Origin of the sequence: Roseateles sp. DAIF2, assembly GCF_015624425.1 — a bacterium.
Taxonomy (GTDB): Bacteria; Pseudomonadota; Gammaproteobacteria; order Burkholderiales; family Burkholderiaceae_C; genus Kinneretia.
Window position 1 is genome coordinate 5,325,376 of record NZ_CP049919.1, and the last position, 24,437, is coordinate 5,349,812.

Genomic DNA, 24,437 nt, shown 5'->3' on the forward strand with positions numbered 1-24,437 from the left:
CGGGACCGCCAGCCATGCACTTCGACATCGCCACGCTGTTCAGCCTGCTCGTGATCCAGGCCCTGGCCCTGGCCCTGCTGCTGCCGGTGCTGATGGGCTGGCGCCAGGCCAGCTCCGGCGCGCGCCATGCGCAGCTGGCGATGGGCCTGCAGGGCGCGGGCTGGCTGGCGCTGCTGGCCACCGCGCTGGCGGCCGAGCGCCTGCTGGGCACGCTGGCGATGGGCCTGATCAGCGCCTCGCTGAGCGCGCTGTGGCTGGCGATGCGCGACTGGCTGGGCCCGCGCCGCGGCCGGCGCCTGATGCTGGCGCTGCCGCCGCTGGTGGCGCTGGCCTATCTGGCCGTCTACGACAGCTATGCGCTGCGCGTCGGCGGCAGCAATGCGGTGTTCGGCCTGCAGCTGCTGATGATCTGCTGGATGCTGTCGCGCCCCGCCAAGGCCCTGCTGCCCGAGCTGATTCGCTCCAGCCGGCGCTGGCGCGGTCTGCTGCTCGCCTGCCTGGCCCTGCTGGCCCTGCTGACCCTGTGGCGCGGCGCGCTGGCCGCCTTCGACACCAGCGCCTACCCGAGCTTCTACACGCCGCATCCGGTCAATGTGCTGGCCGCGGTGCTCTGCAATGTCGCGGTGACCCTGAGCCTGGCGGCCATCCTGGTGGCCTGGCGCGGCGAGACCGAGGGCGACTTCCTGCGCCTGACCCAGAGCGATGCGCTGACCGGGCTGCCGAACCGGCGCGCCTTCACGGCCCGCGCGGTCGACATGATCTCGATGGCGCGCCGCTACCAGGAACCGCTGCTGCTGATGAGCCTGGACCTGGACGGCTTCAAGGCGCTGAACGAGCAGCATGGCCACGAGGTCGGCGACCGCGCGCTGCAGCTGTTCGCGCGCTGCCTGCGCGAGCAGATGCGCCTGGGCGACCTGCTCGGACGCCTGGACGGCGAGGAGTTCGCGGTGCTGATGGCGCGCAGCGACAAGCAGGGCCCGGCCGCGATGGACAAGCGCATGCGCGATGCGCTGGCCGTGGCCGCGCCGCGCGAGCTGGGCTTCCCGCTCGGCTTCAGCGCCGGCTGGGCCCAGCTGCGCCATGGCGACCGCAATATCGAGGACCTGCTGCGCCGCGCCGACGCCGCGCTGTACGAGGCCAAGCGCGAGGGCCGCGGGCGCCTGGTGGCGGAGCCGGGCGCAGAGCAGTAAGGCCGGCGCCGCACTGGCACGGCGCTTGCTCAGGGATTACCAGGCCCCGGCCGGTCCAGAAGATCGGCCGGGTTCATGAGTTGCCCGACCCGAGCCCTTGCCACGCCATGTTCTTCCGCTCCGCCGCCCAGCCCGCCGCCACCCCGATCGACCTCGGCTTCCAGGCCGCGCGCTACGAGCGCACCACCCTCGCGCCACCGCGCCTGGTCGCGCCGACGGTTCAGCATCAGCCGCGCGGCCGCTCCGAGCTCAGGCGCCTGAGCTCGCGCGACCTGCAATGGCTGCCGGCCCTGTGCGAGCTGCTGACCGACAGCGTGCACCATGGCGCGACCCTGGGCTTCCTGGCCCCGATGTCGCGCTATGCCGCGCTGGACTACTGGCATGGCGTGTTCGCCCGCCTGGGCCCGCACCTGAGCCTGTGGATCGCCTGCGAGGGCGACGACGACGGGCAGCAACGCCCGGCCCAGCTGCAGGGCGCGGCCCAGCTCTCGCTGTGCCCGCAGGCCAATGCCCATCACCGCGGCGAGGTGCAGGGCCTGATGGTGCACAGCCGCGCGCGCGGCCGCGGCATCGCCAGCCAGCTGATGACCGGCCTGGAATGCGCCGCGCTGCAGCAGGGCCGCACCCTGCTGGTGCTTGACACGCCGGCCGGCTCGCAGGCCGAGGCGGTCTACGCCCATCTGGGCTGGCAGCGCGCCGGCGAGATCCCCGACTACGACAGCTGCGCCGAGGGCCGGCTGCATCCCACCGCGCGCTACTACAAACGTCTACAAATGCCGCGCTGAAGCTGGCTAGGATCGCGGCTCCGTCACAGCGCCGCAGGCTGCGGCCATCCCATGCCACTTGACCATGATCCCGTCCGGCTCGCGCTGCTGAGCGACAAGGCCATCCATTGGGCCGAGGCGCGCATCGGCGATGCGGACTACCAGTTCGAATGCCTCGGCTTCGTCGAGGATGCCTATGAGCAGAGCAACGACCTCGAGATGTTCGGTGGCGACAGCGCCGCCGAGTCCGCGGCCCGGTACGCGCCGCTGAACCCGGGCGAGCCACCGCGCGGCGCCTTCGCCTTCTACCGCTGCGAGGGCGAGCTGGACGGCCGCTACCAGGACTGGGGCCATGTCGGCCTGGCGACCGGCTCCGGCCGGATCATCCATACCTGGGACCGCATCCGCGCCGACCATTACCTGCAGGTCGAGCGGCTCGACAACGCACCGGGCTGGACCCGGCCGGTCTACCTCGGCTGGGTCGCGCCGCAGCGCTTCCTGCAGGGCAGCAGGCCCGGCCGCCCCGGCACCTAAGCGGCGCTCAGCCAGCGCGCCAGCGCCTCGATGCGCGCCGGCAGCTCGCGCCAGGGCGGGCCGCCCTCGCTGCCGGCCTGCGCCTGCTCGATCTCCAGCAGCGCCGCGCCATGCAGCGCGGCCCACCAGGTCTGCGCGCGCAGCTCGGCATCGCCACCCTCAGCCGCCGCCAGCCCGCGCAGCAGCGCATAGACCGCGCCCGCCGCCCCGGGCTGCTGCATCAGCAGCCGGTAATGGTGCGGATGCGCGGCGGCCCAGCGCAGATAGACCGCCACCACCCGCGCCAGCGAGCCGGGCCGGTCCGCCGCCTCGATCTGCGCGGCCAGGCGCTCGGCGAAATCCCGCCCCGCCTCCTCGACCAGCCGCGCCAGCAGCTCGGCCTTGTCGCTGAAGAAGCTGTAGATCGTCGCGTGCGAGTAGCCGACCGCCGCGGCCACCTCGCGCAGGGTCACCGCCTCCTGGCCGCGCTCGACGAACAGGCCGCGCGCCGCCTCGACGATGCGCGTCTCCAGGTCCGCCTTGTGCGCCGCGCGGCGCTGCGCCGAGGCGCTCTGCTTCTTCAGCGGTCCCTCGGGCTTGGGCGTCTTCTGGCGCTGGCGCGGCTGCGGCTTGGCCTGCGGCTTCTGCGGCGCGTCCGCACCCGGCGCCGGCGCCACCACGCCCGCGCCGCGGTGCATGCCCTTGGCGCCGCTGGGCCGCGGCGGCGGGTTCAGAAATGGAATTGCAGTTTTGCTAACCATTGGTTAGTATTTTGTCGTTGGTTGACAAACCCAAATCTACACCATCACCCGCCCAGCCCGAAAGGACCCCCGCCCATGAGCGCCCTGCCCGCCCCCGTCCCGCCACCGGATTGCAGCTCGAGACCGTCGCGCCTGGCGACCCGAGCGCCCTGCCCGCGCTGGCGGCCCTGCTGCAGGACGTGGTCGCCCACGGCGCCTCGCTGGGCTTCCTGGCCGCGCTGGACGAGGCCGAGGCGCGCGCCTACTGGCAGGGCGTGCTGGACAGGCTGGGGCCGGCGCAGCTGCTGTGGACCCTGTCCGACGCCGAGGGCCGGCTGCTCGGTACCGTGCAGCTGGCCCGCTGCGAGAAACCCAATGGCCGGCACCGCGCCGAGGTGCAGAAGCTGATGGTGCACAGCGGCGCGCGCGGCCGCGGTCTGGCCAGCAGGCTGCTACGCGCGCTGGAGGCCGCGGCGCGCGCCATGGGCTGCAGCCTGCTGGTGCTGGACACCGAGGCCGGCTCCGCCGCCGAGGCCGTCTACACACATCTGGGCTGGAGCAAGGCCGGCGAGATCCCGCATTTCGCTGCCAGCCCCGACGGCGTGCTGCAGCCCACCGCGCTGTACTACAAGCTGCTCGGCTGAAGCGCCTCGAGCGCCTGCCGCAGCGCCCGCCAGTACGCGTCGAAGTCCTGCAGATCGTTGTGGCCGGCCCCGGCGATGCGCTGCAGGCGGGCGCCGGGCGCCAGGGCCTGCAGGCGTTCGCTGTGGGCCAGCGGGATCAGCGCGTCGCGCTCGCCATGCAGCAGCAGCACCGGGCCGCGCTGGCGCGCGAGGTCGGCGCCGGTGTCCAGCGGATAGCGCAGCAGCGCGGCGGGCACGAAGGGGTAATGCTCGGCCATCAGCGCGCCCATGCTGAGATAGGGCGAGACCAGCACCGTCAGCTCCGGCCGCAGTTCGGCGGACAGACGCGCCGCCAGCGCCGTGCCCAGCGAGCGCCCCAGGATCACCCGCGGCAGCCCCGCATAGCGCGGCGCCAGCGCGTGCCAGACGGCGCGCACATCGGCATGCAGTTGGGCCTCGCTCTCGATGCGGCCGCTGCTCTTGCCATAGCCGCGGTAGTCCAGCATCACCAGCTCGTAGCCGGCGGCGCGGTAGAAATCGGCGCGGCCGAACCAGCCCTGCAGATTGCCGGCATTGCCATGCAGGAAGAACACCACGCCGCGCGGCTGCGGCAGGCGCAGCTGCAGCACCGACAGGCGCGCGCCGCTCACCTCGACCGCATGCTCCTGCACATCCGGGCCGAACTCGAAGCGGTGCGCGGCCGGCAACGGCTCGGGCATGAAGATCAGCCGCTCCTGCTGCCAGTAGAGCCAGGCCAGCAGCGCGCCATACAGCAGCAGGGCCGACAACGCCAGGCCCAGCAGCAGGCGCAGCGCGCCCATCATCTTCATCAGGCGGCCGGCCGACCGATCATCGCCACCGTGCGGTAGGGCACGCCGAGGGTCGGCGCGCCGGCCGCGAACTCGGCGAACAGCGTGGCCAGCGCCGCCGACACCGCCCGACCCGCCGCGCCCTCGCGCGCCGGCATGTAGGAGCGCGAGAACACCAGCGCCTCCAGCCCGGCGGCATCGAGCCGGTGCTCATGCGGCCAGGCCCGCTCCTCGACCCGCGCCGCGCCGAAGAAGCGCGGCACCTCGTGGCGCTCCTCATGGGCCAGCAGGGCCGCACGCTTGGCGCCGCCGAACTCGGCGAACAGCTCGTCCAGCGCGCGGTGCAGCGGCGCCTCGATCACGCGGTCGTTCCAGATCAGCGCCACCGCGCCATCCGGCTTCAGCACGCGCAGCGCCTCGGCGCGCGCGGCCTCGATCTCGAACCAGTGGAAGGCCTGGGCCGCGGTCAGCAGGTCCAGGCTGCCCTCGGCCAGCGGCAGGGCCTCGGCCCGGCCCGCCTGGCTGCGGTAGCCGGCCCGCCCGCCCAGCCAGGCGTCGCAGGCCGCGCGCATCTCCTCGTTGGGCTCGATCGCATCGACCCGCCAGCCACGCGCCAGCAGGCCCGCGGTCAGGAGGCCGGTGCCGGCGCCGATGTCGGCGATGCGCGCGTCCCGCGCCGGCAGCCAGCCGGCCAGCGCCTCGAACAGCGCCGCCGGATAGTCGGGCCGCGAGGCCGCATAGTCCCGCACCTTGGGGCCGAAGATCGCGCCGGTACCGCCGGCATGCTGGGCGCGCAGCGCGGCGCCGGTATCGGATGGGTTTTGCATGAGCCCGGATGCTAGCGCGCCAGGCGCATCAGCTTGCCGCTGTCGGTCAGCAGCAGCAGCGCGCCGTCCGGCGCCTGGCGCACGTCGCGAAAGCGCTCGCCCAGGCTGCCGAACATCGCCTCGCGCGCAACCACCTGGTTGCCGTTGAGCTGCAGCCGCCACAGCGCCTGGCCGGCCAGCGAGCCGGAGAACAGCTGGCCGCGCCACTCGGGGAACATGGCGCCGGTGTAGAAGACCAGGCCGGCCGGCGCGATCGAGGTCGGCACCCAGTAGGAGAGCGGCTCGACATAGGCCGGCGCATGGGTGCCGCCGCCGATGCGGCAGGCCTCGCCGACCGGGTCGCCGTAGTTGCAGCCATAGCTCTTGACGGGCCAGCCGTAGTTGGCGCCGGCGCGCGCGATATTGATCTCGTCGCCGCCCTGCGGGCCATGCTCGCTGAGCCACAGCTCGCCGCTGTCCGGATGCAGGGCCGCGCCCTGCGGGTTGCGGTGGCCGTAGCTCCAGATGCCCGGCAGCGCGCCCGCGCCCAGGCTCGGGTTGCCGGCCGCCGGCAGGCTGCCGTCGCGCTGGATGCGCACCACCTTGCCCAGGGTCTGTGCCAGGTCTTGCGCCGGGCTGCCCTTCATGCGCTCGCCCAGGGTGATGAACAGGGTCTTGTCGCGGCCGAACACCAGGCGCGAGCCGTAATGGCCGCCGCCGCTGACCTTGGGGGCCTGGCGGAAGATCACCGCCACCTCCTGCAGCGTGTCGCCGACCAGGCGGCCGCGCAGCACCGCGGTGCCGCTGCGCCCGGCCTCGGCGCCGCGGCCCGGCTCGGCATAGCTCAGGTAGACCCAGGGGCTGCCACTGCCGAAGTCCGGATCGATCGCCACATCCAGCAGCCCGCCCTGCCCGTTGGCATCGACCGCCGGCAGGCCCGTGATCGTCGCCAGGGTGCGGCGCCCGTCGGCCGCCAGGCGCAGCAGGCTGCCGGCCTTCTGCGTCACCAGCATCTCGCCGTTCGGCAGCAGGGCCAGGCCCCAGGGGCTGGACAGGCCGCTGTGCAGGGTGGCGAGCTGCGGCGCGGGGCTGCCGGGAGCGCCCGGCGTACCGCCATCACCGGTCGCGCCGTTGCCACCGCCACCGCAGGCGATGATCACCAGGGCGGCGGCCAGGGCCACCAGGATCAGGTCCGCCTTGCCGAGCGATGCATGCCTTTCTTTCACCATGATGGCGACTCCCGTCTTCACGTCGATGCCGCAGTCTAGTGTGATGTGCGCAGGGCCACCGGAATGCGCTCCGGCGCCTCGGCCGCCACCGCGGCCAGCACCGCCGGCGTGTAGCGCGACAGCGGGATCCACTGCGCGTCATTGCCCCACCAATCGTGGATGCAGCGCAGCAGGAAATCCTCGGTCCAGAAACATTCCCACACCATCATCAGCCCGTCCGCCGTGCGGTAGACCGAGGCCTTGTCGTGCAGCGCCTGCGCATGCACCGGGCGGCCCTGCAGGCTGTGGCGCCAGTAGTCGAGACCATGGCGCTCCAGCAGCGCCGGCCAGTCGGGATGCCCGCCATGCAGGCGTTGCGCATGCTCGAACAGCGCCGCATCGAAGAAGTAGCCGGGGATCAGGCCCAGGTGCACGAAGCTCGCATCGACCGCCCGCCGCAGCACCGCCGCGCGCTCGGCCGCCGGATCCTCGCTGATCAGGTCCTCCAGGTAGAACAGGCAGTCGGCGCCGCCGCTGTCCAGATGGGCCAGCATATAGGCCGGCCGCAGATGGCGCTGGCGCGGCAGGCTGCGATAAAAGCGCGGGCACAGCCGGGTCAGGGCCAGCAGCAGCGCATCATCGCGGCGCAGGGTGGGCGGCACCAGGCGCAGGGTGAACCATTCGTCGACGCTGGCCCGCTCCAGGCAGTCCTGCGCGTCGAGCGGCCGGACATGGCGCGGCGGCGCCGGCCACAGGCGCACCCGCTCGGCGCGCACCACCGAGCGGTCCTGGCACAGCAGGCGCCAGATATCGCCATAGGCCAGCACATGGTCGGCCAGCAGGCCGCGCAGGCGCTGCGGCAGCCAGGCCTCGACGCTGCCGAGCAGGTCCATCTCGCCGCCGTCGCGGCGCGGCTCGTAGGTGGCCATGGCCTCGATCTCGCCGGCATGCAGCATATGGCCGTCGCGGATCAGCACCGTGGTGCGCAGGCGCTGCGCCACATCCAGCCCGCCATGGTTGTCGCGGCCGATCACGCATTCGGCGATATGCGCACAGCCCTCGACGATGATCGCGGCGCCGCCATTGACCAGGGCCCGCGCCATCAGATGGCCGCGCACCGCCAGAAAGGGCGCATCGTTCAGGTCCGCATTGATCAGCGCGCCGTCGATCTGCAGGTCGCCGAGCACCAGCAGGCCGGCGATCCGCTCCGTCTCGGCCAGCGCCCCCTCCGGCAGCACGATGCCCAGCCGCGCGCGCCAGGCCGCATCGCCCCAGCCCTCGGCCCAGTCCAGCCGCAGGGTGGCCGGCAGCACCCAGTCGCCCTCGCAGACCAGCACCGGCCGGTCCGCCAGCTGGTCCAGGTCGAGCAGGCCGGAGGCGCCCAGATTGATCTCGTAACGGGCACCGGCCTCGCGGCAGGTCAGCAGGGAAAACGGAGGCTTGGTCACAACAACCTTCATGCGGGCGGGAGCTATCGCTGTCGCGGCGCATGCTAACGAGGACGCCACATGCCCAAAGTCATGCGGCGGCTGTGCGCCGATTCAGCCCGGCTCGCCGGCCTGCGCGTCGATCACGTAGCCGACGCCGCGCACCGTGCGCACATAGCCGGGCCCGATCTTGCGGCGCAGGTTGGAGATATGCACGTCCAGCGCATTGCTCTCGTTGTTCAGCCCGCCCGGCAGCACGCTTTCCTCCAGCGCGCGGCGCGTGACGACGCGGCCGATGCGCTTGAGCAGCAGGGCCAGCAGCTCGAACTCGCAGCGCGACAGCTCGACCGGCTGGCCGTCCACCGCGGCCCAGCGCATGCCCTCGTGCAGGCTCAGACCGCGCAGATTGACCGTGCCGTCCTCCACCAGCCCGTAGCTGCGCCGCGCCAGCGCGCGCACGCGCGACAGCAGCTCGGCCAGCGCGAAGGGCTTGACCAGGTAATCGTCGGCCCCCTCGTCCAGCCCGCGCAGCCGGTCCGACAGCGCGTCGCGCGCGCTCAGGATCAGCACCGGCAGATTGCTGCGCTCCTGGCGCAAATGCGCCAGGAGCTCCAGCCCATCGCCATCCGGCAGGCCCAGATCGAGCAGCACCATGTCGTAGCTGGGGTCGTCCAGCGCCGTCAGCGCGCTGTCGAGCCGTCGCAGCCACACCACCTCCAGGCCCTGGTCGGCCAGCGCGATGCGCACGCCATTGCCCAGGTCCAGATCGTCCTCCAGCAACAGAACCTTCATGCCCTTTGTCCTTTGCCGTCATCTTCTTCATCGAGCGCGGCGCCGCGAGTATCCGGCAGCCCGCAACAGGCCGATTCAGCAAGGCTTCATTAAGGCCCAAGCCGCGCTTCAGGCGGGCCGCCCAGAGTAGGGACGCTGGCGCTCGCGCGCTGCTTCCGTCACCCGCCTCATGAGCATGCCTGCTGTAGCTTCCCGCCCTTGCAATTCCTTCACCGTGCCGCGCCTGCTGGGCCTGGCCGCCCTGCTGGCGGGCCTCGCCGGCTGCGGCGGCGGCGACGATGAGCGCCCCTACGCCCGGCGCTGCGGCCTGCCGACCACGGAAGCGAGCCGCCTGCCTGCACCGACCGGCGGCAGCTGCGTGGGCAAGGCCGGCTTCCTGGCGCTGGACGGCGCCCGCCTCGACCCCTATGCCGGCAACGGCAGCCCGCGCGAGCTGAGCCTGAAGGTCTGGTACCCGATCCACAGCACGCCCCGCGCGGCGCGCGCGGACTACATGGACGCGCAGGTCTGGTCCGTGGTGCGCCAGGCGGTGCCGGCACTGCCCGCCGCGCAGGCCCCCACCAACGCGCGCAAGGAGGCTTCGCTGAACCAGGGCCGGCGCCATCCGGTGCTTCTGTTCTCGCCGGGCTGGGGCGCCCCCGTCGAGGTCTACAGCAGCTTGCTGGAAGACATGGCCAGCCATGGCTATGTGGTGGTCGCGATCAACCATCCCTATCTGAGCGGCCCGACCCTGCTGTCGGGCGGTCGCCTGGTCGTCAATAACGGCGTCGCCCAGCCGAGCGACGCGAGCATGGCGACGATGGTGGCCGACCAGCGCTTCGTGCTGGATTGGCTGAAGGCGCGCGACGCCGAACCCGCGGGCCACCATCTGCTGGCCGGGCGGCTGGACCTGAGCCGCGTCGGCGCCTACGGCCATTCCTTCGGCGGCTCGGCCGCGCTGCAGACCTCGCGCCAGGACGCCCGCGTGCAGGCCGGGATCGACATCGATGGCTCGGTCTACGGTGAGCGCAAGCAACCCTGGACCAAGCCCTTAATGTTCCTGCTCAGCGAGGACAGCGGCGCCAACGGCGGCACCGTCCCGAGCATCGAGGAAGTCTGGAAGCTGCGCCAGGGGCCGGGCAAGCGTGAGGTGCTGGCCGGCTCCAAGCACAACGGCTTCGCCGACATCAAGTTCCTGCTGGGCTCCCAGCTGGCTCAGGCCCCGGAAGATCTGCGCAGGGAATTCGGCCGCATCGACGCCCAGCAGGCGCTGCGCTGGACGCGCGAGCAAACCCGTGACTTCATGGGCAGCCACCTGCGTCGCTGAACGGGCGAAAGCGCTTACACTGCGCCACGGATTCAGGAGAGTGCCGCGCATCCTCACCCGATGCCGGCCGCCGAAGGCGCAAGCTCCCATACTCGCTCAGGCCCCGTACTGGATCCGCCACAAGCCGAATGCTGGAGAGTGCGCTGCCGCAACGGCAGCGCCACCGAAGGAGCAAGGCGCACACCGGGTGGTGCGCGCCGAATCTCTCAGGTACCAAGGACAGCGGGAGCGGCGCGCGTCAGGCGCATGCACGCTCCCGGTCCATCCCTTGCTCGATGGTGACCGCCCGCATGCCTGCGCCGGCGCACAGCAGGAGCTTGTCTTCATGCATGTCATCGTTCTGGGCGCCGGCATCACCGGCATCACCTCCGCCTGGTATCTGCGCCAGGCCGGCCATGAGGTCACCGTCATCGATCGCCAGCCCGCCGCCGGGCTGGAAACCAGCTATGCCAACGGCGGGCAGATTTCGGTCTCGCATGCCGAACCCTGGGCCAATCCGGGCGCGCCGCTGAAGGTGCTGAAATGGCTGATGAAGGAGGACGCGCCGCTGCTGTTCCGCCTGCGCGCCGATGCCGCCCAATGGCGCTGGGGCCTGGCCTTCCTGCGCGAATGCCTGCCCGGCCGCACCGCCCACAACATCCGCAACATCGTCAGCCTGGGCATGTACAGCCGCGCCAAGCTGCGCGAGCTGCGCGCCGCCACCGGCATCCAGTACGACCAGCGCAGCCAAGGCATCCTGCATTTCTACACCAGCGAGGCCGAGTACGCGGCCGCCCAGGAACCCGCGCGCATCATGCGCGAGCAGGGCTGCGAGCTGGACATGAAGACGCCGGATGAATGCGTCGCGATCGAGCCGGCGCTGGCGCAATGCCGGCACCAGATCGTCGGCGGCAGCATGACGCCCAGCGACGAGTCGGGCGACGCGCACCGCTTCACCCAGGAGCTGGCGCGCCGCTGCGCCGAGGCCGGCGTGCATTTCCGCTACGAGACCCGCCTGCTGGGCATCGAGCGCCGCGGCGACGCGATCGAGCAGATCGTCACCGCCGATGCCGGCGGCCGGGTCGAGCGCCTGCGCGCCGATAGCTATGTGCTGTGCCTGGGCTCGTTCAGCCGCGGCTTCGCGCGCGAGCTGGGGGTCGATCTGAACATCTATCCGGCCAAGGGCTATTCGGTCACCCTGCCGGTCACCTCGGCCGAGCACAGCTACCAGGTCTCGCTGACCGACGACGAGTACAAGCTGGTGTTCTCGCGCCTGGGCGAGCGTCTGCGCATCGCCGGCACCGCCGAACTGAACGGCTACGACAGCTCGCTGAACCTGGCGCGCTGCGAGGCCATCGTGCGCCGCACCCGTGAGCTGTTCCCGCAGATGACCGACGGCAGCGGCGCACAGTACTGGACCGGCCTGCGCCCGGCCACGCCGTCGAACCTGCCCTACATCGGGCGCAGCCGCATCGCCAACCTGTTCCTCAACACCGGCCATGGCACGCTGGGCTGGACCCATGGCTGCGGCTCGGGCGCGGCGATCGCCGACATCGTCGGCGGCCGCCGGCCCGAGTTCGACTATGCCTTCACCGGCCTGGACGAGGGGCAGGTCTTGATGCGCCCGCGCCTGGCCGGCTGAGCGGCGCCGGGGATGCGCGCAAGGCCTCTTGCCGGCCCGGCGCGCATGCCCTACCCTGGGGCCGTCCGGCTTTCCTGCAGGAGCGTGCCATGGCGGATCAGCAGAGTCCCACCAGCCCCGTCCACCCCGGGATCGCCGCGATCCGCACGCTGGCCCTGGTGGGGCCGGCGGGCGCCGGCAAGACCAGCCTGGCCGAGGCCCTTCTGCACCGGGCCGGCGGCATCGCGGCGCCGGGCAGCGTCGAGCGCGGCAACACCGTCAGCGATTTCGACCCGCTGGAGAAGAAGCTGCAGCATTCGCTGCAGTCCAGCCTGCTGCACCTGCGTCACGCCGGCCTGCGCCTGCACCTGATCGACACGCCCGGCGCGCCGGACTTCGTCGGCCAGTCGCTGCCGGCGCTGGAGGCGGTGGAGACCGCGGTGGTGGTGATCAATGCGCAGAACGGCGTCGAGCTGATGGCCTCGCGCATGATGGAGGCGGCGGCGCAGCGCGGCCTGACCCGGCTGATCGTGGTCAACAAGATCGACGCGCCCGGCGTCGACCTGCCGGGCCTGCTGGCCCAGCTGCGCGAGACCTTCGGCCGCGAGTGCCTGCCGCTGAACCTGCCGGCCCAGGGCGCGAGCCGGGTGCAGGACTGCTTCTACTGCCGCGAGGGCGCGACCGACTTCGACTCCGCCGCGGCCGCGCACCAGGCCCTGGTCGAGCAGGTGGTGGAGGTCGATGCGGCCTTCGTCGACCGCTACCTGAACGAGGGCGATGTCGATGCCAGCGAGCTGCATGCACCGCTGGAGCAGGCGTTGCGCGAGGGGCACCTGATCCCGGTCTGCTTCACCTCGGCCAGGAGCGGCGCCGGCGTGGCCGAGCTGCTGGACGTGATCGAGCGCCTGCTGCCGAATCCGGTCGAGGGCAACCCGCCGCAGTTCCTGCGCGGCGAGGGCCCCGACGCGCTGCCGCTGCAGGCCCTGCCCGAGCCCGGCGCCCATGTGCTGGCCCATGTGTTCAAGATCGTCGCCGACCCCTATCTGGGCAAGATGGGCGTGCTGCGCGTGCACCAGGGCACCCTGACCCGCAACAGCCAGCTGCTGGTGGGGCATGCGCGCAAGCCCTTTCGCGTCGGCCATCTGTTCATGCTGCAGGGCAGGGAGCATGTGGAGGTGGACGAGGCCCTGCCCGGCGACCTCTGCGCGATCGCCAAGGTCGAGGAGCTGCATTACGACGCGGTGCTGCACGACGCGCCCGAGGACGAGCATATCCACCTCGCACCGCTGGAGTTCCCGGTGCCGGTGCATGGCCTGGCGATCAGCCCGGCCCGGCATGGCGACGAGCAGCGCCTGTGGGAGATCCTGAGCCGCCTGGTCGACGAGGACCCCTGCCTGAAGGTCGAGCATGCGGCCGCGACCAACGAGACCCTGGTCTACGGCCTGGGCGAGCTGCACCTGCGCCTGCTGCTGGAGCGGCTGCGCGAGACCTACAAGTTCGAGGTCGCGACGCAGCCGCCGCGCGTCGCCTACCGCGAGACCATCTCGGCCCCGGCCGAGGGCCATTACCGCCACAAGAAGCAGAGCGGCGGCGCCGGCCAGTTCGGCGAGGTGTTCCTGCGCGTCGAGCCGCTGGCGCGCGGCGCCGGCTTCGAGTTCGTCGATGCGGTCAAGGGCGGCACCATCCCGGGCCAGTTCATGCCGGCGGTCGAGAAGGGCGTGCGCCAGGCCTGCGCGGCCGGCGTGGTCTCGGGCCACCCGCTGGTGGACCTGCGGGTCACGGTGTTCGACGGCAAGCACCATTCGGTGGACAGCAAGGAGATCGCCTTCGTCACCGCCGGCCGCAAGGCCCTGGTCGCCGCAGTGCGCGAGGCGCGGCCGCTGGTGCTGGAGCCGATCGTCCATGTCGAGATCAGCGCGCCGGCCGGCGCGATGGGCGACATCACCGGCGACCTGGCCTCGCGGCGCGGCCAGGTCAACGGCACGCGCTCGCCGGTGCCCGGCGTGATCGCGGTGCAGGGCCTGGCGCCGCTGGCCGAACTGGCCAGCTACCAGAACCGCCTCAACGCGCTGACCAGCGGCCAGGGGCGCTACACCCTGGAGCTCTCGCATTACGAGCCGGTGCCGCCCAACACCCAGGCGCAGCTGGCCGGGGCCTACAAGCTGCGCGACGAGGAGTAGCGCGGCCGCCTACTTCGGCGCCGAGGCCGCCGCGGCCGCGCGGGCCTGGGCGCGGAACTTCTCCAGCTGGGCCAGCCAGTCGGTCCAGTCCTGTGGGCCGGTCTCGTAGCGTTTCTTCAGATTCGCCAGCACATTGCCCCAGGCGCGGTCGAAGTAGCCATAGGCCTTGTCCCATTCGCCGCCCTCGCCCCAGCCGGTGTGGTGCAGGCGCACCCGCGTCTGGTCCACCCCCATTGGCTCGAAGCGCACGATCACGAAGGTGCGCTGCGCCCGCGCCTCGGGCAGATGGGGCGGCGCGTTCCAGTCGAAGCTGAGCATCTTCCGGGGCTGCAGCGCCATGAAGCGCATCTCGTCGGCGCCCTTCATGCCGGGCTCGGCGCCGGGGTCGATATAGATCTGGAAGGCGCCGCCGACCCGCGGCTCGATCTTCGCGTCGGGCGCGAAGAAGCCGACGATGCCCTCGCGCGTGGTCCAGCTGGCCCAGGCCTGGTCCAGGCTGGCCTTGATGATCACTTCTTTATCAAGACTGCGCTCGGCGGCGCCGGCCTGGGCGGCCAGCAGCAAGCATCCCGAGAGCAGCATTCCCTGCGAAAAAGCGGCAAGACGAGGCATGGCGTTTCTCCTTGGCCGGGGTCCTGGATGAAGGCAGCTTTATCATACGCATATGTCCACCGCCCCCCGGGACGTCGCACAGATCCGTCTGGACAACGCGATGCTCCTGTTTGAAGAGTTCGTCACCGCCACCGTCAAGCATCCGGATGCCGCCGCCCTGCGCGGGCTGGAGCGCCGGTTCGCGGAGCGTTTGCAGATCCAACCGAGTTACTGGAGCCAGATCAAGAGCCGCTCGCGCCAGATCGGCGAACGGCTGGCGCGCCAGTTCGAGCAGCTGAGCCACAAGCCCGCCGGCTGGATGGACCAGGCCCATGGCCCGCAGGCCGCGGGCGCGGCCGCCGGTGCGCAGGAGCCGCCGCCCAGCCTGCCGCAGGACGACGACGAGCGCTTCATCGTCGGTCTGGTGCTGACCTATTACCGCCGCCACCCGCAGCGCGCCCGCACCCGGCTGCTGGACCTGCTGGGCGAGGTGCTGACCCCCGGCGCACCGCCGGCCCCGGCCGCACCGCGTGCGCCGCAGGCGCCCGCCGCCGGTCGCTCGCCCCTGGCCCCCGCTGTTCCCGCCGCGCCCGCGGTGGACGATGCCGTCGACGCCTGGCGCAAGCTGCAGCAGGGCATCGCGCCGCTGAAACCGAAGAAGCGCTGAGACACTGAGGCGCGGGCGTGGGCGGCGTTGCCGTCACCCCTAATTTGTTTATCTCTTCAGATAAAAAGCACTTGCGCAAGATAATCAATCGTTTATCATTTGCGCAAGTTGCGGCGTGGTTCACCGCAACGACACCCCAAACGCCGACAGGCCAACCCATCCGACCCGGCCAGCCGCCGCGCTGATGCAACGACGCCGACTCCCTTGCGGGCCCAGAACCGTGGCCCGAGGGAAGGCGACGCTCTTGTGCATCCGCCGCGCGCCCGCCATTCGCTCAAGAGCCGCCCCGCGGGCTCTGCGTTGATGTTGTTTTGCTTCCGATGACGCTGCCGCGCTGCAGTGGCGCCGCCGCATCGCCCATTGTTCTGCCGCGAGCCCGGCTCGCAAGGAGAGAGTTCATGTCTCAGTTCACCGCTCCCCGGCCGCAGCTCAGCCTGAGCCTGCGCAAGCCGCGCAATCCGCTGGTGGCGCCGAGCCTGCTGCGTCAGGCCGGCCGCCATGACGCCGCGAGCAAGTCGCAGCGCCAGCAAGCCAAGACCGCCCTGCTGAAGGAAGTCCGTCAGCTCGTGCCTCTAGACCGCAGCCCCTGACTCGCGACGCGAGCGGGGCATCCCGACGGGAGAAGAATCATCATGAAACATGTGTATGCGATGGGCCGCCACCCCGAGGCCGCCATCACCGCCGAAGCCTGGCGCCGCGGCCTGGCCAGTACCCTGCGCCGCACCGGCGCCGGCATGCTGCGGCTGGCCGAGCGCCTGGCCCGGGTGCAGGCCCGCCGGCGCCGCGCGCCGGAGCTGGAGTTCTACGCCGAAGCCGGCGCGCCAGAAGGGGCGCTGTATGTCGACGGCCAACTGATCGGCACCCTGCCGGGTGTCACGCGCCTGTGATTCCGGTACTGATGGGCCTGGCGCGGCTGGTCCTGGGCGTCAAGACGGGCGAGATCATGCCGATATACGATCACCATCATCCCGAGGTGATCCTGCATGAACCCGCCCGCTCTTGCCCTGCCGCTGCGCCAGGCCCCGCCCGATCTGGCCGCCTGGACGGCGGCCCTGCGCGATGCGGAGATCCCCGTGCTCGCCACGACGGCCGAATCCTTGGAGCTGATGCGCGCCAATGAGGATGCCTTCGATGCCAACAGCATCGGGGAGATGATCGCCACCGACCCGCTGATGACCCTGAAGGTGCTGGCCCATGCGGCCACGCACCGTTCTGGGCGACTGCTGACCGATGCCGAGACGGTGACGGCGGCGATCGTCTGGATGGGCATCACGCCCTTTTTCGCCGCCTTCGGGCCGCAGCCCACCGTGGAGCAGCGCCTGGCCGACCAGCCGGCGGCGCTGGCCGGGCTGCAGCGCGTGCTGCGCCGCGCCGACCGCGCCGCGCGCTTCGCGCTGGGTTTCGCGGCGCACCGCGCCGACCCGGACGCGGCCGTGATCCACAGCGCCGCCAGCCTGCATGACTTCGCCGAGATGCTGCTGTGGGTGCATGCGCCGGCGCTGGCGCTGGAGATCCGCGCGCGCCAGCAGGCCGACCGCCAGCTGCGCAGCGCCGCGGTGCAGCGCGAGCTGCTGAACATCGAGCTGGCCGACCTCGAGCAGGCCCTGATGAAGACCTGGCATCTGCCCGAGCTGCTGGCCCATATCACCGACGACAAGCGCGGCCTCGACCCGCAGGTGCAGACGGTGCGCCTGGCGGTGCGCCTGGCGCGCCACACGGCCGACGGCTGGGACGATGCTGCGGTGCCGGACGACATCAGCGACATCGCCCAGTTGCTGAACCTGGGCCCGCTGGCCACCGAGCGCCTGCTGCACGAACTCGACTGAAAGAAAGCACGATCTCCCGATGAGCGGACCGACCCTGGACTTCTGGCAGCAGCGCTTCGAGAACGGCGACACCCCCTGGGACCGCGGCGCGGCCCATCCGCAGCTGCAGCGCTGGCTGGACGAGGGCCAGCTGGCGCCGGGCCTTGCCACCCTGGTGCCCGGCTGCGGCCGCGGCCATGAGCTGGTGGCCCTGGGCCGGTCCGGCATCGCCGCCACCGGGCTGGACTATGCGCCGGCCGCGGTGGCGCTGGCGCGCGAGCGCCTGGGCGATCTGCCGGGCCGGGTGCTGCAGGCCGATGTGCTGGACTGGGCCCCGGAGGCGCCGCTGGACCGCATCTACGAGCAGACCTGCCTGTGCGCGCTGCATCCGGACCAATGGCGGCGCTATGCCGATCGCTTGCATGCCTGGCTGAAACCGGGCGGGCGGCTGCTGGCGCTCTTCATGCAGGCGCGCCGCGAGGGCGCGGCCGAAGGTCGGGTCGAGGGCCCGCCCTATCACGGCGACATCAACGCGATGCGCGTGCTGTTCCCGGCTTCGCTGTGGGATTGGCCGGCGCCGCCCTACCCGGCCGTTGCGCATGAGCGCGGCTGGTTCGAGCTGGCGGTGGTGCTGACGCGGTGCTGAGCGGCTACAAGGGCACGGCCGTCGTGTTCTTCAGGCGGTCCAGCACAAAGCTGGTCTTGCAGTCCTGCACGCTGGGGTGCTTCAAGAGGGTCTCGCTGATGAAGCGGGCGTAATGCGCCATGTCCTGCACCAGCACGCGCAGCAGATAGTCCATGTCGCCGGTCAGGGCCGCGCATTCCACCACCTCGGGCCAGGTCTGCACCGCGGCGCGGAACAGGTCCATCGGGTTGCGCTTGTGGCTCTCGGTCTGCTTCTCAAGCCTGACATTGATGTAGGCGGTCAGCGACAGGCCCACCTTCTCCGGCCGCACCAGGGCCACATAGGCGGCGATCGCACCACCCTCCTCCAGGCGCCGCACGCGCCGCAGCACGGCCGAGGCCGAGAGGTTGACCTGGGCCGCCAGCGCGTCATAGGTGACGCGGCCGTCCTGCTGCAGCGCCCTCAAAATGCGCCGATCGATCGCGTCGAGCTGGATGTCGCCTTCCATATCCGAAGTTTCGCAGGATTCCTGCAGCATTGCGCCATCCCACGCCTGAGATCGCAGGAATCCTGCGCCCCTGCGCTCCTACAGTCTTGACCTATCGCAAGGCATTCAAAGCAGGAGACCCCGCCATGGCATTCACCCCCTGGGACAACCCGATGGGCACCGACGGCTTCGAGTTCATCGAGTTCGCCGCCCCCGATCCCGCCGCCCTGGGCCGGCTGTTCGAGACCATGGGCTTCACCGCCGTGGCCAAGCACCGCCACAAGAACGTGACGCTGTACCGCCAGGGCGGCGTCAACTTCATCATCAACGCCGAGACCGATGCCTTCGCGCAGCGCTTCGCGCGCCTGCATGGCCCCTCGATCTGCGCGATCGCCTTCCGCGTCAAGGACGCAGGCTACGCCTACCAGCGCGCGCTGGAACTGGGCGCCTGGGGCTTCGACAACAAGACCGGCCCGATGGAGCTGAACATCCCGGCGATCAAGGGCATCGGCGATTCGCTGATCTACCTGGTCGACCGCTGGCAAGGCAAGAACGGCGCGGCCGCCGGCGAGATCGGCAATATCTCGATCTACGACGTGGACTTCGTGCCGCTGCTGGACGCTGAAGGGCGCCCGGTCGACGCCAACCCCAAGGGCAACGGCCTGACCTACATCGACCACCTGACGCACAACGTGTTCCGCGGCCGCATGAAGGAATGGGCGGACTTCTACGAGCGCCTGTTCAACTTCCGCGAGGTGCGCTACTTCGACATCGAGGGCAAGCTGACCGGCCTGAAGAGCAAGGCCATGACCAGCCCCTGCGGCAAGATCCGCATCCCGATCAACGAGAGCAGCGACGACAAGAGCCAGATCGCCGAGTACCTGGACCTCTACCACGGTGAGGGCATCCAGCACGTCGCGCTGGGCACCGACGACATCTACACCACCGTCGAGGGCATGAAGAACGGCGGCGTGGTATTCCAGGACACGATCGACATCTACTTCGACCTGATCGACAAGCGCCTGCCGGGCCATGGCGAGAAGGTCGACGAGCTGCGCCGCCTGCGCATCCTGATCGACGGCGCCGCGCATCTGGGCGCCGAGAAGGAACTGCTGCTGCAGATCTTCACCAAGGAAGTGATCGGCCCGATCTTCTTCGAGCTGATCCAGCGCAAGGGCAATGAGGGCTTCGGCGAAGGCAATTTCAAGGCCCTGTTCGAGAGCATCGAACTGGACCAGATCCGCCGCGGCGTGCTCAAAGACGAGAAGTCGGAAGCCTAAGCGTCCAGTTCGGTCAGCACCTCGGCGAACAGGCCGGGGTCGAAGACCAGCCGCAGATGCCCGAGGCCCGGCTTGTAGCGGGCCTCGGCACCCGCCAGCGCCGCGGTGCCGGCCGGGCACACCACCTGGTCGGCATTGCTGTAGTAGCAGATCAGGCGGGCACGAAAGGCCGGCGTTTCCGCCGCGCCCAGCTCGCCCAGCCAGGCGCCGGCGCGGCGCATCTGGCGCGCATTGGTGGCCGAGCCCAGCGCCGCCATCACCGTGCCGGCATGCGGCGTGCCCAGCGTGATGCCGCGGTGCAGCCGCCCGGCATCGCCGCAGCCATGGCGGCGCCACCAGGCGCGCAGCGCCAGCCCGCCCATGCTGTGTGCCACCACCAGCGGCGCCATGCCGGTGGCCCGCTCCAGCCGGCGCAGCGCAGCCTCGATCTCATCTGCATAGGCATCGATCGAGCCGAAGGCCGGCTCCATCGTCAGCGCGATGCAGGCATGGCCGCGCGCACGGAGGCGCGCCAACCAGCCGTTCCACAGGCCGCGATTGCAGCTGTAGCCATGCAGCAGCAGCACGCCGCGCCGGCCGTTCGCCGCGTTCGCGACATCGGGCAGATGGTCCGGCTCGCACGCCGCCCGAAAGGGCTGCTGCCAGGCGAAGACCCGCTCGCAGGCCCAGAACTCCTGCCACCAGGCCCGCAGCAGCCCCGGCAGGGCCGGCGCCGGCGTCGCCTCGCCGCGATTGATCAGCGGCAGCGCCAGGAAGCCCAGCAGCATCACCAGCCCGTAGCCCCAGAAGCCCAGCGCGGCCCAGGTCAGCGCCACCAGCGGCCCCTCGGCGGGCCAGAGCCAGACCAGCAGGCCGCCGGCCAGCAGCAGGCGCAGCAGCACCTGCAGACGTTGTATCTGTGCATTCATCGCGCCGCATCATCGCCGATCGGCGCCGACCGTCATCGCCACGCCACAATGGCGGCCATGGGCGACAAGACCTCCAGCCGCGCCGAGGCGCAACGCGCGCGCATCCTGGAACAGCTGCGGCGCGTCGAGGCCGAGATCGCGGCGCGCGCCGCGCGACCGGGCCTGCCGGCGCGGGTGCAGGCGTTGAAGGCCTACCAGCAGCGGCGCTTCGAGCGCAGCTATGCGGACCTGCTGGCCGTGCCTCGCTATGCGGCGGCGGCGCAGTTCTTCCTCGATGAGCTCTACGGCCCTGCCGATTTCAGCCGCCGCGATGCGCAGTTCGCGCGCGTCGTGCCGGCGCTGGTGCGCCTATTCCCGGCCGAGGTGGTCGACACGGTGGCGCAGCTGGCCGAGCTGCATGGCCTGTCCGAGCAGCTGGACAGCGCGATGGGCGCGCAGCTGCTGGACCGGCCGCGCTTCGACGCCGCCGACTATGCGCGCGCCTGGCAGGCCGCGGCCACGCCGGCGCAGCGCGAGCGCCAGATCGAGCTGCTGCTGTCGGTGGGACTGGCGCTCGACGCGCTGACGCGCAAGCCGCTGCTGCGCCAGGCGCTGCGCATGATGCGCGGCCCGGCCACGGCCGCGGGGCTAGCGGAGCTGCAGCGCTTCCTGGAGTCGGGCTTCGACACCTTCAAGGCCATGGGCGGCGCGGCGGACTTCCTCGACACCGTGGCCTGGCGCGAGCGCGCGCTGGCCGCGGCGCTGTTCTCCCCACAGGCGCCGCAGCGCGTGGCCGACTGTCCCGCAGGCGACTCGGTGCTAGGGCAACTCCCCTAACCCGCACTCCGGACCCGGCCCGACCATCGGAGCCGAGAACGCCGCATGTCGACGGCACCCCACGAAGGAGACATCCGGTGAATGCGTTGCTGGCCCCCGAGATCGGCGAAGAGACCGTCGCCCGCCCCTGGCTCAAGAGCTACCCGCAAGGCGTGCCAGCCGAGGTGCGCGTCGACACCTACCGCTCGCTGGTCGAGTTGCTGGAGGAGGCCTTCCGCAAATACGCACACCGCGATGCGGCCGCCTGCATGGACCAGCGCCTGAGCTTCCGGCAGGTGGACGAGCTGTCGCAGGCGCTGGGCGCCTGGCTACAAGCCCGGGAGCTGCCGCGCGGCGCGCGCGTCGCCATCATGATGCCCAATGTGCTGCAGTACATGGTGGCGATCGCCGCGATCCTGCGCGCCGGCTACACGGTGGTGAACGTCAACCCGCTCTACACGCCGCGCGAGCTGGAGCATCAGCTGAAGGACTCGGGCGCGCAGGCCATCATCGTGCTGGAGAACTTCGCGGCCACGCTGGAAGAGGTCATCGAGCGCACGCCGGTGCACCATGTGCTGCTGACCGGGCTGGGCGATCTGCTCAGCTGGTGGAAGGGCCCGCTGATCAACTTCGCGGTGCGCCATGTGAAGAAGATGGTGCCGGAATTCCGCCTGCCGACCGGCGAGGGCCGCAGCGTGACCCGCTTCGGCCGCGCGCTCGAAGAGGGGGCCGGCTTGCATCTGCGGCGCGTCGAGCTCGGGCCTGACGACGTGGCCTTCCTGCAGTACACCGGCGGCACCACCGGCGTGTCCAAGGGCGCCACCCTGCTGCATCGCAATGTGGTCGCCAACATCCTGCAGGCCGAGGCCTGGTTCGCGCCGATGCTGAACAAGCTGGGCGACAAGCCGCTGACCACGGTCTGCGCGCTGCCGCTGTATCACATCTTCGCGCTGACGGCCTGCTACATGCTCGGCGCGCGCCTGGGCATGATGAACCTGCTGATCACGAATCCGCGTGACATCCCGGGCTTCATCGCGACCCTGCGGAACTACCGGGTGAACCTGTTCCCGGCGGTCAACACGCTGTTCAATGCGCTGGCCAACGACCCGGCCTTCGCCCGGCTGGACTTCAGCGAGCTGGTGATCTCCAACGGCGGCGGCATGGCGGTGCAGCAGGCAACCGCCGAGAAATGGCTGAAGATCACCGGCTGCCCGGTGGTGGAGGGCTATGGCCTGTCCGAGACCGCACCGGTGGCGACGATCAACCGGCTGGATGTGCACGAGTTCAACGGCTCGATCGGCCTGCCGGTGCCCAACACCGAGGTGGCGATCCGCGACGACGAGGGCCGCGACCAGCCCGTCGGCGAACGCGGCGAGATCTGCATCCGCGGCCCGCAGGTGATGGCCGGCTACTGGAACCGCCCGGACGAGACCGCGAACGTGATGCATGCGGACGGCTTCTTCAAGAGCGGCGACATCGGCGTGATGGACGAGGGCGGCTTCATCCGCATCGTCGATCGCAAGAAGGACATGATCCTGGTCTCGGGCTTCAACGTCTACCCGACCGAGATCGAGCAGGTGGTGAACATGCATCCCGGCGTGCTGGAATGCGCCGCGGTCGGCATCCCCGATGCCCGCTCCGGCGAGGCGGTGAAGCTCTACGTCGTCAAGCAAGACCCGACCCTGGCCGAGGAGGACCTGAGCGCCTTCTGCCAGGCGCAGCTGACCGCCTACAAGCGGCCCAAGTACATCGAGTTCCGCGACGAGCTGCCGAAAAGCAATGTCGGCAAGATCCTGCGGCGCGAGCTGCGCAGCAGCAGCGCATGAGCGACGGGAGCTCCGCCGCGGCGGGCCTGCTGCCGCCGGACCTGCGGGTGCTGGAGCGCGGCTGGCTGTCGTCGAACTCGGTCCTGATGTGCGGCGATCCGGCCGGCGCGCTGCTGGTCGACAGCGGCTATTGCAGCCAGGGCGAACAGACCGCCGCGCTGGTGCGCGAGGCGCTGGCCGGCGACAAGCTGCGCCTGATCGTCAACACCCATCTGCATTCCGACCATTGCGGCGGCAATGCCCGCCTCGCCGCCGAGCATGGCTGCCCGATCTGGATCCCGCCGGGCGACTACGCGGCTGTGCTGGACTGGGACGAGGAGAGGCTCAGCTACCGGCCGACCGGCCAGCGCTGCGAACGCTTTCATCCCGTGCAGGCCCTGCTGCCGGGTCAAACACTCGGCCAGGCCGGCCGCGACTGGCAATGCCTGGCCGCGGCGGGCCATGATCCGCATTCACTGGTGTTCTTCGAACCCGAGGCCGGCGTGCTGATCTCGGCCGACGCCCTGTGGGAGCATGGCTTCGGCATCGTGTTCCCCGAGCTCGACGGAGAAGCGGGCTTCGACGAGGTGGAGGCGACGCTGGATCTGATCGAGAGCCTGCAACCCGGCATCCGCTGCGTCATCCCGGGCCATGGCCCCATGTTCGCCGATGTCGGCCGCGCGTTGGGCGAGGCGAGGTCGCGGCTGGCCTTCTTTAGGCAATACCCCGAACGCCACACCCGCCACGCGGCCAAGGCCCTACTGATGTTCCATATGCTGGAGGTAGGCCATTGCAGCCGCGCGGAGCTCGAGACCTGGCTCGCGACGCAGGCGACTATCCATCAGCGGATGTGGCAGCTCCATTTCGCCTCGCAACTCCCGCTGGCCGACTGGACCGAATCCCTGCTGCAGGAGCTGGCCAAGAGCGGCGCCCTGCGGCTGAACGGCGCTACCATCGGCTGTCGCTGAGGGAATTTCGCCTCACGGCGACCAGCGATGGAGGTCGTCCATGGCCACGATGCCTACTTCCGCATCCTCGGTACCGCAGCTGGAACTGCCGGGATTTGGCGCCGCCGAAGCACGGCGCCCCTGCGCGCTGGACATGCTCACGCGTGGTCGCAACGACGCTACAGCTTCAGCCTCCGTTGGAATGGTGCGCCTGCCGCATGCGCTGATCCTCAGCCACCAAGGGGCAACCCATCATCAACGCGAGCAATATTGGAGCGCGACGAGTTCCAGTGCGAATATTCACTGACGTCAATCAATGACTTCGGGTTTATTTGAAGCCGCCAAAAGCAAAACCCCTCTCAGAGGAACTCTGAGAGGGGTTTTGGGGGTAAATAGCCTGACGATGACCTACTTTCACACGGGAATCCGCACTATCATCGGCGCTGACTCGTTTCACTGTCCTGTTCGGGATGGGAAGGAGTGGGACCAAGTCGCTATGGTCATCAGGCTTGACTGGTTGGTCTGCTGTTGCTGGAACAGCAAACCCAATTCGTAGAGTTGCATTATAG

General features: G+C 70.6%; 26 protein-coding genes, 1 rRNA gene and 2 riboswitches. Of the genes, 17 read left to right on the forward strand and 10 right to left on the reverse strand.

Going from position 1 to position 24,437, the window contains the following annotated elements:
* Positions 1–14: 14 nt before the first annotated feature.
* The 3 genes from G8A07_RS24510 to G8A07_RS24520 all read left to right on the forward strand — a co-directional run bounded on the left by G8A07_RS24510 (position 15) and on the right by G8A07_RS24520 (position 2,488).
* The gene (locus G8A07_RS24510) at positions 15–1,190 is read left to right on the forward strand and encodes a diguanylate cyclase (RefSeq protein ID WP_195794529.1); all 1,176 of its coding nucleotides are present in this window, start codon (positions 15–17) and stop codon (positions 1,188–1,190) included.
* 107 nt (positions 1,191–1,297) lie between these two features.
* Complete coding sequence (locus G8A07_RS24515; RefSeq protein WP_195794530.1) at positions 1,298–1,975, forward strand: GNAT family N-acetyltransferase; 678 nt, start codon at positions 1,298–1,300, stop codon at positions 1,973–1,975.
* Positions 1,976–2,026: 51 nt separating this feature from the next.
* Complete coding sequence (locus G8A07_RS24520; protein ID WP_195794531.1) at positions 2,027–2,488, forward strand: NlpC/P60 family protein; 462 nt, start codon at positions 2,027–2,029, stop codon at positions 2,486–2,488.
* On the opposite strand, the gene G8A07_RS24525 is transcribed toward G8A07_RS24520, so the two are convergent.
* A complete protein-coding gene (locus G8A07_RS24525; RefSeq protein ID WP_195794532.1) occupies positions 2,485–3,228 on the reverse strand; it encodes a TetR/AcrR family transcriptional regulator in 744 nt (247 codons plus the stop codon). The two genes, G8A07_RS24520 and G8A07_RS24525, sit on opposite strands and share 4 nt — an antisense overlap.
* 110 nt (positions 3,229–3,338) lie before the next feature.
* Between G8A07_RS24525 and G8A07_RS24530 the strand changes: the two genes are divergently transcribed.
* On the forward strand, positions 3,339–3,851 hold the full coding sequence (locus G8A07_RS24530; protein ID WP_213086203.1) for a GNAT family N-acetyltransferase: 513 nt from the start codon (positions 3,339–3,341) through the stop codon (positions 3,849–3,851).
* Here the strand turns inward: G8A07_RS24530 and G8A07_RS24535 are convergent.
* From G8A07_RS24535 to G8A07_RS24555, 5 genes are all read right to left on the reverse strand, one after another.
* Positions 3,833–4,660 carry an alpha/beta hydrolase gene (locus G8A07_RS24535; RefSeq protein ID WP_195794533.1) on the reverse strand — a complete coding sequence of 276 codons (828 nt, stop codon included), beginning with the start codon at positions 4,658–4,660 and terminating at the stop codon, positions 3,833–3,835. The genes G8A07_RS24530 and G8A07_RS24535 overlap by 19 nt on opposite strands.
* Positions 4,660–5,466, reverse strand: coding sequence for a class I SAM-dependent methyltransferase (locus tag G8A07_RS24540; protein WP_195794534.1), 807 nt, complete (start codon positions 5,464–5,466; stop codon positions 4,660–4,662). Before G8A07_RS24540 ends, G8A07_RS24535 begins: the two co-directional genes overlap by 1 nt.
* A gap of 11 nt (positions 5,467–5,477) precedes the next feature.
* The gene (locus tag G8A07_RS24545; protein WP_195794535.1) at positions 5,478–6,674 is read right to left on the reverse strand and encodes a PQQ-dependent sugar dehydrogenase; all 1,197 of its coding nucleotides are present in this window, start codon (positions 6,672–6,674) and stop codon (positions 5,478–5,480) included.
* Positions 6,675–6,709: 35 nt separating this feature from the next.
* Positions 6,710–8,101, reverse strand: a complete 1,392-nt coding sequence (locus G8A07_RS24550; RefSeq protein ID WP_195794536.1) for a hypothetical protein — start codon at positions 8,099–8,101, stop codon at positions 6,710–6,712.
* Between the two features lie 93 nt (positions 8,102–8,194).
* Complete coding sequence (locus G8A07_RS24555) at positions 8,195–8,872, reverse strand: response regulator (RefSeq protein ID WP_195794537.1); 678 nt, start codon at positions 8,870–8,872, stop codon at positions 8,195–8,197.
* Between the two features lie 169 nt (positions 8,873–9,041).
* Here G8A07_RS24555 and G8A07_RS24560 point away from each other — a divergent pair, with 169 nt between their 5' ends.
* The 3 genes from G8A07_RS24560 to fusA all read left to right on the forward strand — a co-directional run bounded on the left by G8A07_RS24560 (position 9,042) and on the right by fusA (position 13,958).
* Positions 9,042–10,178 carry a hypothetical protein gene (locus tag G8A07_RS24560; RefSeq protein WP_195794538.1) on the forward strand — a complete coding sequence of 379 codons (1,137 nt, stop codon included), beginning with the start codon at positions 9,042–9,044 and terminating at the stop codon, positions 10,176–10,178.
* A 23-nt stretch (positions 10,179–10,201) separates the two neighbouring features.
* A riboswitch (glycine riboswitch) is annotated at positions 10,202–10,299 on the forward strand.
* Positions 10,300–10,411, forward strand: a riboswitch (glycine riboswitch).
* Positions 10,412–10,503: 92 nt separating this feature from the next.
* Positions 10,504–11,799, forward strand: a complete 1,296-nt coding sequence (locus G8A07_RS24565; RefSeq protein ID WP_195794539.1) for a D-amino acid dehydrogenase — start codon at positions 10,504–10,506, stop codon at positions 11,797–11,799.
* Between the two features lie 89 nt (positions 11,800–11,888).
* Complete coding sequence (gene fusA, locus G8A07_RS24570; protein WP_195794540.1) at positions 11,889–13,958, forward strand: elongation factor G; 2,070 nt, start codon at positions 11,889–11,891, stop codon at positions 13,956–13,958.
* Between the two features lie 9 nt (positions 13,959–13,967).
* On the opposite strand, the gene G8A07_RS24575 is transcribed toward fusA, so the two are convergent.
* A complete protein-coding gene (locus tag G8A07_RS24575; protein ID WP_195794541.1) occupies positions 13,968–14,570 on the reverse strand; it encodes an SRPBCC domain-containing protein in 603 nt (200 codons plus the stop codon).
* A gap of 52 nt (positions 14,571–14,622) precedes the next feature.
* Between G8A07_RS24575 and G8A07_RS24580 the strand changes: the two genes are divergently transcribed.
* The 5 genes from G8A07_RS24580 to G8A07_RS24600 all read left to right on the forward strand — a co-directional run bounded on the left by G8A07_RS24580 (position 14,623) and on the right by G8A07_RS24600 (position 17,667).
* Entirely contained in the window at positions 14,623–15,216 is a 594-nt protein-coding gene (locus tag G8A07_RS24580) for a hypothetical protein (protein WP_195794542.1), read from the forward strand.
* A 398-nt stretch (positions 15,217–15,614) separates the two neighbouring features.
* A complete protein-coding gene (locus G8A07_RS24585; protein ID WP_195794543.1) occupies positions 15,615–15,806 on the forward strand; it encodes a hypothetical protein in 192 nt (63 codons plus the stop codon).
* 42 nt (positions 15,807–15,848) lie between these two features.
* Positions 15,849–16,103 (forward strand): hypothetical protein, encoded by a 255-nt coding sequence (locus G8A07_RS24590; RefSeq protein WP_195794544.1) that lies wholly within the window; start codon positions 15,849–15,851, stop codon positions 16,101–16,103.
* Between the two features lie 96 nt (positions 16,104–16,199).
* Positions 16,200–17,042 (forward strand): HDOD domain-containing protein, encoded by an 843-nt coding sequence (locus G8A07_RS24595; RefSeq protein ID WP_195794545.1) that lies wholly within the window; start codon positions 16,200–16,202, stop codon positions 17,040–17,042.
* A 19-nt stretch (positions 17,043–17,061) separates the two neighbouring features.
* Positions 17,062–17,667, forward strand: coding sequence for a methyltransferase domain-containing protein (locus G8A07_RS24600; protein ID WP_195794546.1), 606 nt, complete (start codon positions 17,062–17,064; stop codon positions 17,665–17,667).
* A gap of 4 nt (positions 17,668–17,671) precedes the next feature.
* Here G8A07_RS24600 and G8A07_RS24605 read toward each other — a convergent pair whose 3' ends face one another.
* Complete coding sequence (locus G8A07_RS24605; protein WP_195794547.1) at positions 17,672–18,154, reverse strand: Lrp/AsnC family transcriptional regulator; 483 nt, start codon at positions 18,152–18,154, stop codon at positions 17,672–17,674.
* A 125-nt stretch (positions 18,155–18,279) separates the two neighbouring features.
* Between G8A07_RS24605 and hppD the strand changes: the two genes are divergently transcribed.
* Positions 18,280–19,413: a 4-hydroxyphenylpyruvate dioxygenase gene (hppD, locus tag G8A07_RS24610; protein WP_195794548.1), complete on the forward strand. Its 1,134-nt coding sequence runs from the start codon at positions 18,280–18,282 to the stop codon at positions 19,411–19,413.
* Here hppD and G8A07_RS24615 read toward each other — a convergent pair.
* Positions 19,410–20,321, reverse strand: coding sequence for a triacylglycerol lipase (locus G8A07_RS24615; RefSeq protein WP_195794549.1), 912 nt, complete (start codon positions 20,319–20,321; stop codon positions 19,410–19,412). The two genes, hppD and G8A07_RS24615, sit on opposite strands and share 4 nt — an antisense overlap.
* A gap of 57 nt (positions 20,322–20,378) precedes the next feature.
* On the opposite strand from G8A07_RS24615, the gene G8A07_RS24620 reads away from it, so the two are divergent.
* The 4 genes from G8A07_RS24620 to G8A07_RS24635 all read left to right on the forward strand — a co-directional run bounded on the left by G8A07_RS24620 (position 20,379) and on the right by G8A07_RS24635 (position 24,175).
* Positions 20,379–21,137 carry a hypothetical protein gene (locus G8A07_RS24620; RefSeq protein WP_195794550.1) on the forward strand — a complete coding sequence of 253 codons (759 nt, stop codon included), beginning with the start codon at positions 20,379–20,381 and terminating at the stop codon, positions 21,135–21,137.
* A 77-nt stretch (positions 21,138–21,214) separates the two neighbouring features.
* On the forward strand, positions 21,215–22,942 hold the full coding sequence (locus tag G8A07_RS24625; RefSeq protein WP_249937131.1) for a long-chain-fatty-acid--CoA ligase: 1,728 nt from the start codon (positions 21,215–21,217) through the stop codon (positions 22,940–22,942).
* On the forward strand, positions 22,939–23,889 hold the full coding sequence (locus tag G8A07_RS24630; RefSeq protein ID WP_195794551.1) for an MBL fold metallo-hydrolase: 951 nt from the start codon (positions 22,939–22,941) through the stop codon (positions 23,887–23,889). The genes G8A07_RS24625 and G8A07_RS24630 overlap by 4 nt, the downstream gene beginning before the upstream one ends.
* Before the next feature lie 40 nt (positions 23,890–23,929).
* On the forward strand, positions 23,930–24,175 hold the full coding sequence (locus tag G8A07_RS24635; RefSeq protein WP_195794552.1) for a hypothetical protein: 246 nt from the start codon (positions 23,930–23,932) through the stop codon (positions 24,173–24,175).
* 88 nt (positions 24,176–24,263) lie between these two features.
* On the opposite strand, the gene rrf is transcribed toward G8A07_RS24635, so the two are convergent.
* Positions 24,264–24,376, reverse strand: a 5S ribosomal RNA gene (gene rrf, locus G8A07_RS24640).
* Positions 24,377–24,437: the final 61 nt, after the last annotated feature.